General features: G+C 49.6%; 6 protein-coding genes. 4 read left to right on the forward strand and 2 right to left on the reverse strand.

Features of this window, described 5'->3' with window-relative positions; translation table 11 throughout:
• Positions 1-238: 238 nt before the first annotated feature.
• Both fabD and ACY0JR_RS14805 read left to right on the forward strand, forming a co-directional pair.
• Positions 239-1,114: an ACP S-malonyltransferase gene (gene fabD, locus ACY0JR_RS14800; RefSeq protein ID WP_462634887.1), complete on the forward strand. Its 876-nt coding sequence runs from the start codon at positions 239-241 to the stop codon at positions 1,112-1,114.
• A 51-nt stretch (positions 1,115-1,165) separates the two neighbouring features.
• The gene (locus tag ACY0JR_RS14805) at positions 1,166-3,064 is read left to right on the forward strand and encodes a polysaccharide biosynthesis protein (protein WP_462634888.1); all 1,899 of its coding nucleotides are present in this window, start codon (positions 1,166-1,168) and stop codon (positions 3,062-3,064) included.
• A 520-nt stretch (positions 3,065-3,584) separates the two neighbouring features.
• Here ACY0JR_RS14805 and folK read toward each other — a convergent pair.
• Positions 3,585-4,076 (reverse strand): 2-amino-4-hydroxy-6-hydroxymethyldihydropteridine diphosphokinase, encoded by a 492-nt coding sequence (gene folK / locus ACY0JR_RS14810; protein ID WP_462634889.1) that lies wholly within the window; start codon positions 4,074-4,076, stop codon positions 3,585-3,587.
• The gene (locus ACY0JR_RS14815; RefSeq protein ID WP_462634890.1) at positions 4,076-4,933 is read right to left on the reverse strand and encodes an alpha/beta hydrolase family protein; all 858 of its coding nucleotides are present in this window, start codon (positions 4,931-4,933) and stop codon (positions 4,076-4,078) included. Before ACY0JR_RS14815 ends, folK begins: the two co-directional genes overlap by 1 nt.
• A gap of 105 nt (positions 4,934-5,038) precedes the next feature.
• On the opposite strand from ACY0JR_RS14815, the gene ACY0JR_RS14820 reads away from it, so the two are divergent.
• A complete protein-coding gene (locus tag ACY0JR_RS14820; protein ID WP_462634891.1) occupies positions 5,039-6,016 on the forward strand; it encodes a polyprenyl synthetase family protein in 978 nt (325 codons plus the stop codon).
• A gap of 252 nt (positions 6,017-6,268) precedes the next feature.
• Positions 6,269-6,610: a hypothetical protein gene (locus ACY0JR_RS14825; RefSeq protein WP_462634892.1), complete on the forward strand. Its 342-nt coding sequence runs from the start codon at positions 6,269-6,271 to the stop codon at positions 6,608-6,610.
• Positions 6,611-6,629: the final 19 nt, after the last annotated feature.

The following is a 6,629-nucleotide window of genomic DNA, read 5'->3' on the forward strand; positions in this document are numbered from 1 at the left end:
ACTTGAAGTGCTGAATGAAGCGTTCTCCTTTCAGAATTTGCAAAACCCCTGTGTTCTAATCAGATATGTAGCATATGAAACAGGCTGAAGTGAATGCAAGTAAGAGAAGGAGTGATCGGGTAAACCTGTTTCTAAGAATGGGCACCATTTTTATATCTTTGCGCCAATTGAACTCCAAACGAACAGTTTTTAGGCTGTTTTACAGAAAACAGGCGAAAAGCTCTTAAATACGCAACACATGAAAGCATATGTTTTTCCGGGCCAGGGGGCTCAGTTTGTAGGAATGGGCAAAGACCTGTATGAGCAGCACCAGGCAGCCAAAGACCTTTTTGAAAGAGCCAATGAAATTCTGGGGTTCCGCATCACAGATATCATGTTCTCCGGAACCGACGAACAGCTAAAAGAAACCAAAGTCACGCAACCCGCTATCTTTTTGCATTCCGTGATTCAGGCGGCAGTGGCCCAGGATTTCGCCCCGGAAATGGTGGCAGGGCACTCGCTGGGAGAATTTTCAGCATTGGTAGCTAACAAAGTGATGGCTTTTGAAGATGCGCTTAGGCTTGTATCTAAAAGAGCCTTGGCCATGCAGGCGGCGTGCGAGGAACAGCCGTCTACCATGGCGGCCATTTTAGGCTTGGAAGACGAAAAAGTAGAGCAAATCTGTGCTGAGATTTCTGAGGTGGTAGTGGCGGCCAATTACAACTGCCCAGGCCAATTGGTTATCTCCGGGTCTATTGCCGGGGTAGAGGAAGCCTGTGAGCGCCTGAAGGCAGCCGGTGCTAAACGCGCGTTGGTGCTGCCGGTGGGAGGGGCTTTCCATTCGCCGTTGATGAAATCGGCGGAAGCCGAGTTGGAAGAGGCCATTATGCAAACACAGTTCCAGAGAGGAATCTGTCCGGTGTACCAGAACGTAGATGCTAAACCACATACAGATCCTGCAGAGATTCAGCAGAACCTGATCAAGCAGTTAACCGCGCCCGTGCGCTGGACACAATCTGTGCAGCAGATGATTGCCGACGGTGCCACGCAGTTTATTGAGTGTGGGCCCGGTAAAGTATTGCAGGGCTTAGTGAAAAAGATAGACAAAACCGCCGAAGTAGGACAGGTCAGCTAAACAGAACATAGGAACATTTATTTCTATTACTCACTTCACTAGACAGGGCACATGCAACAGCTATTTAAACAGAAAATGCCCAAGCAGCTTGTTTTTGGGTTGGATATCTGTTTATGTGCCCTGTCTTTTTTTATAGCGTACCTGCTGCGCTTTAATTTCGATGTAAGAAAGTACACCGAGCTGTCGGTGACCCAAATGCTGCCCATTGTGCTGGCGGTGCGGGCTGTTGCTTTTTACTACGGCAGAACCTACGCCGGTATTCTGCGGTTCACCAGTCTGGAAGACCTCCGCAAATTGTTTCTGGCCCTTACCGCCAGTTCTTTTCTGCTGGTCATGGCACAGCTGGTGTACAACAAAGTTTTCGGGTTTCAGAATTTCATTCCCATCTCAGTGCTGCTCATTGATTATCTGGGCTGCATTTTAGCTTTGTCTCTGTTTAGAGGATGGACCAAAATTGTGCATTATGAGTGGAGCCATGCCAGCGCCCACAAGGTGAACGTAGTCATTTTTGGGGCTGGCGAAGTAGGGAGCATTACCCTGGAGACGCTGCAGCAGGACATGGGAACCTACTACCATTTTGTTTCTTTCCTGGACGATGATGCCCGTAAACGGGATCTAGTCATCAACGGAGTTCCCATTCAGTGCCCGGCCGAGGATTTGGTGAGTCAGCTTACTGATTTAAAGATTGATTTACTGATTGTGGCGGTACAGCAGCTTTCCATTGCCAGAAGAAGGCAGCTGGTAGATGCCTGCTTGAATGCGGGCGTGCAGGTGCTGGTAGTGCCCCCCGTGTACAAATGGATTAACGGCGAACTCAGTTTTAAACAGATCAGGGAAGTTCGCATTGAAGATGTGTTAGGCCGTCCCTCTGAAGAAATTGATTCCCCCTTGCTGCACAGCGAACTCCAGAACCGGACCATTCTGGTCACCGGCGCGGCAGGTTCCATCGGCAGTGAACTGGTGCGGCAACTCATTAAATTCAAGCCGAAACAGTTGATTCTTCTAGACCAGGCCGAGTCTTCTTTGTATGACATGGAACTGGAACTGACCGAACTCTACGTAAAGCTGAACTTTGAAGTGGTGCTGGGAGACATCTGCAACCAGGCCAGAATGGAAGCGGTGTTCAGAAGTTTCCGGCCCGAGATCGTCTTCCATTGCGCCGCCTACAAGCACGTGCCGGTCATGGAAGAGAACCCCACCGAGTCCTTGAACACCAACATTGCGGGTACCAAAGTGCTGGCTGATCTGGCCGTGAAATACCAAACGCAGAAGTTCGTGCTCCTTTCTACGGATAAAGCCGTGAACCCCACCAGTGTGATGGGCGCTTCTAAAAGGCTCTGCGAAATGTACGTACAGGCCATGGACCATTACCTCCGCGATTCCGGAAACAAGCGCACCCGCTTCATTACCACCCGCTTCGGGAATGTGTTGGGCAGCACCGGCTCGGTGATTCCCCGTTTCCGGAAGCAAATTGAGGAGGGCGGCCCCTTAACCGTGACCCACCCCGATATTTCCCGTTTCTTTATGTCCATTAGAGAGGCCTGTCAATTAGTATTAGAGGCTGCTGCGATGGGTACGGGCGGAGAAATCTACATTTTTGACATGGGTGATTCCATCAAGATTGTTGATTTGGCCAAGAAAATGATCAAACTCTCGGGCTTGACTTTGGGCAAAGACATTCAGTTGATTTATACCGGTTTGCGCCCCGGCGAGAAGCTGGAAGAAGAACTCTTTCACGAGAATGAATCGGTGCAGACCACGGCTCACCCCAAAATAAGACTGGCCAATCTGCCTTCGCCCCACAGCGAGCATGTGCTGCGGGAGATTCAGGTGCTAATTGGTTTGTTTACCTCCCAAAACAACGTGGAGGTTATTAAGAAAATGAAGCAGCTGGTGCCGGAGTATGTGAGTCAGAATTCTGTGTATCAGAAGTTTGATGTGAGGAAGTAGGATGGTTGTTTGTGCATGGGGTTTGTCTGTTCCCTTGGCTTGTATGTCTTTTGCGTGAGTGCAGATGCTGAGTTGTTTCATCTTTGCCGGTAAGCGCTCACGGCCGCGAGGCCCCGTCTTCCCCTCTCGCACTGCCCTTTCGGCCTGAGAAGTCCTTTGCTCTTAGTTTTGCCATTCCAGGGCCAAAAGCGAGGCGCGCTCAGGAAAGACTGGAAAGGGGAAAGTAGCAGATGGACTTCTGTCCTCTGAAGCGGAGATTCCCCCTTTGAAGGGGGGCGAAGGAGGATGTTTACACGAACAGGGCACACGCATTGCTAACCCCAATAGACATGGTTCAAGTCTGTGACTTGGACCTACCATGACCGGAAGTTTGAAACTTCCGTGAGGCGAAAGCCTCAGAAAAGTTCGCTGAATAAGCAGTTACATCGCGTTGAAATTTTGGCTCACAAGCATTTGAGCCTTAGCTTATTTTAAGCTCATTTTTCAAAAAGCATCCTAAATTCTCTCAATATTCAATCTCTCAATCATTCAATTTAAACTCCTTCACTTCCAATTCATCCGGGCACTCGGCTAACAACTCAACCACATTCTTCTGGAGAACGGGATGAACGAAAGCGGGCGCTACTTCGGCCAAGGGGGTTAACGTGAAGCGGCGGAGGTGGAGTTGGGGGTGGGGGAGGTGCAGTTCTGGGGTTTCCAGCACCAGTCTGCCATAGAACAGCAAATCAATGTCAATGACGCGGGCGCCCCAGCGTTCTTTCCTGATGCGGCCCAGTTCCTGTTCTAGGCGCTGCGTAAGGGCCAATACTACCCTTGGAGAAAAGCTGGTGTTAAAGACCAGCACCTGGTTCAGGAAAGAGGGTTGGTCTTCCAAGCCCCAGGCGGCTGTTTCGTAGAAGGTTGATTTTTGGGCTGTTTTCCCGAAAAGAGCCTCTAAACGGGTGGTGGCTTCGGTTAAATAGAAAATTCGGTCTCCCAGGTTACTGCCCAGCAATACGTACAGGTGTGGCATTATAGACGCTCCAGGGTTTGCTGGAAGAATTGGATGGTTTTAGTTGCTGCGGCTTTGGCTAAGTCCGGAAGTTCTGGCTGGTCATACGGATGGCGTCCGCCGAAGGAGGGGTCACCCTCGGGAAGTAGGTACAGTTCTGCGAAGGGGTTAAGGGCATGCAGGTCATGGGCCATCTGTAAGGGCAGGGTCTCGTCTTTTTCGCCGTGCAAAATCAATAACGGCATACTTAGTTTCTCAACGGCTTTTGAAATGTCTAAGCGGCTTCTGTTCGCCAGAAAATTCTCCACCAGTTGGTAATACAGCGGCATCTGTTGGCCGGTGCGTACGTTAGGGATGTATTGCACGCCGTCCTGTTTCCAGCGTTCCATCACCTCAGCAGACCACCGTTGGTCTATGTCACTGATGGCCGACCACGTGGCTACGCCGGTCACATGGGCGGCTTCGGCCGCTTTCAGAAGTACCAATCCACCGCCTCGGCTATGGCCGATTAAGAAAATGTAATCCGCATTTAATTCTTCCGCCGGAATCTCAGCGGGGCTATTTTTCAGATACTCCAACAACGTGCCCACATCGTCTAGCTCAATGCAGAAGTTATTGTTTCCGAAGGCCTCCAGATTGGTGAGGTCGGTGCCGTCTGGTTCTACGCCGTTGTGCGAAAGGTTGAGTTTCACAAACACGAAGCCGTGCCGGGCAAAGTAGTCGGCGAGCAGGTTAAAGTGGCCCCAATCCTTGAAGCCTTTGAACCCGTGCACAAACACCACCACTGGTTTGGCCTGCCCGTCTGAAAGCCATCTGGCATCTACCGCGAAGTCCCGACCATGCGGGGAGGAGAGAAGAAAGTCTGCACGTTGTATCATAGTCGCAAATATCTTAAAAAGGCAGGAAAGTAAGGCAGGAATAAAGGTAAAACCAGAAACGGCGTTTGGTTCTGAGGGCGCATCCTCGTAATATTGCGAACCAAGATGAGCAGCCCTTTAGACCAGATACAGGCCCCGATTGCCGTAGAGATGCAGGAATTTGAAAAGAAATTCCGCCAGTCTATGCAATCAAACGTGCTGCTGCTGGACAAAATCATGGGCTACATTGTGAAGCGGAAGGGGAAGCAGATGCGCCCCATGTTCGTTTTTTTCATGGCCAAGCTCATTCAGGAGCAAATCCCGGACGCCACGTACCGCGGCGCCGCCCTCATAGAGTTGCTGCACACCGCCACTTTGGTACACGACGACGTGGTGGACGATTCCAACTACCGCCGTGGTTTCTTCTCGGTGAACGCCCTCTGGAAAAACAAAATTGCCGTGCTGGTGGGCGATTACCTGCTCTCCAAAGGTTTATTGCTTTCGCTTAACAACGATGATTTCGGGTTACTGAAGATTGTGAGCAACGCCGTGCGCGAAATGAGCGAAGGCGAACTGCTGCAGATGGAAAAAGCCCGCCGCCTGGACATTACCGAGGCCGTGTATTTTGACATCATCCGGCAGAAAACGGCTTCCCTTATTGCGTCCTGCTGCGCCGTGGGTGTTTCCTCCGTAGGTGCCGATGTGGAGACCGTGGAACGGGCCCGTCTCTTCGGTGAGAAAGTAGGCTTGGCCTTTCAGATCAAAGACGATTTATTTGATTACGGCACCGCCGAGATTGGCAAACCCGTGGGCATTGACATCAAAGAAAAGAAGATGACGCTGCCCCTCATCTACGCCCTGCAGCAAGCCGACTGGCTCACCAAACGCCGTGTCATCTATAACGTCAAAAACAACAACGGCAAAGCCGATAAAATTAACGCCGTCATTGACTTCGTGAAGAAGTCGGGCGGTTTGGAGTACTCCATCCAATGCATGAACAACCTCCACGCCGAGGCCCTTCAACTCCTCCACACTTTTCCCGCCTCACCTTCCCGTGATTCGCTGGAACAACTGATTCGCTATACTATAGAGCGGGAGAAGTAAGCTTTTCTGTTTTAGCGTTATTTTGGTGAAAGTAGGCTGAAAACATTTCTGCTGGCTTGTCTTTTAGGTGCGGTTCTGATATTGTATCTTACTCAAGTGTATTCCTGTGTTTGCGCGCTTTACCTGGGTTCGATTTTTAGATGGAATTAGTTCTAAGGGTAATCAGTACATAAAGACAGATTGTTAACTACGCACATAGTGCTGATAAGAGTAGGTGGTACTTATATCTGGTAGTTGTGGCACATTAATAAAATGAATAGAAATAAAAGCTCGGTTTCGTTTTGGCTCTTCAGCGGAATACTAATCGTCATTACAGGACTTTTGGCTTTTATGCATTTGGAAGAATGGTATACAATTGGCGTATTGCACAAGACGACTGGATATCCTTTCGGCGGGGAAGGGCCGACCTCATACTATTATAAAACCCCCGAATTATATGCAAAAGTCAATTTAATTTGGGGAATTCTTTTCTCAACTGCACTAACCTTTGGACTAATTACTATATTAAAAAAGAATTTAACTGGATTAGTTGCCGCATTTGGTACTACAATACTTATGGCAGTAATTATGCTTGCTCAAGGAATGATTGAATAAAATAACGTGCCACAACAAC

It is taken from the genome of Rufibacter sp. JT3400010, from assembly GCF_054956755.1.

Bases quoted from the DNA above. Each gene is read 5' to 3' on its own strand.
- fabD (WP_462634887.1), top strand. From the start codon at position 239: ATGAAAGCATATGTTTTTCCGGGCCAGGGGGCTCAGTTTGTAGGAATG.
- ACY0JR_RS14805 (WP_462634888.1), top strand. From the start codon at position 1,166: ATGCAACAGCTATTTAAACAGAAAATGCCCAAGCAGCTTGTTTTTGGG.
- folK (WP_462634889.1), bottom strand. From the start codon at position 4,076: ATGCCACACCTGTACGTATTGCTGGGCAGTAACCTGGGAGACCGAATT.
- ACY0JR_RS14815 (WP_462634890.1), bottom strand. From the start codon at position 4,933: ATGATACAACGTGCAGACTTTCTTCTCTCCTCCCCGCATGGTCGGGAC.
- ACY0JR_RS14820 (WP_462634891.1), top strand. From the start codon at position 5,039: ATGAGCAGCCCTTTAGACCAGATACAGGCCCCGATTGCCGTAGAGATG.
- ACY0JR_RS14825 (WP_462634892.1), top strand. From the start codon at position 6,269: ATGAATAGAAATAAAAGCTCGGTTTCGTTTTGGCTCTTCAGCGGAATA.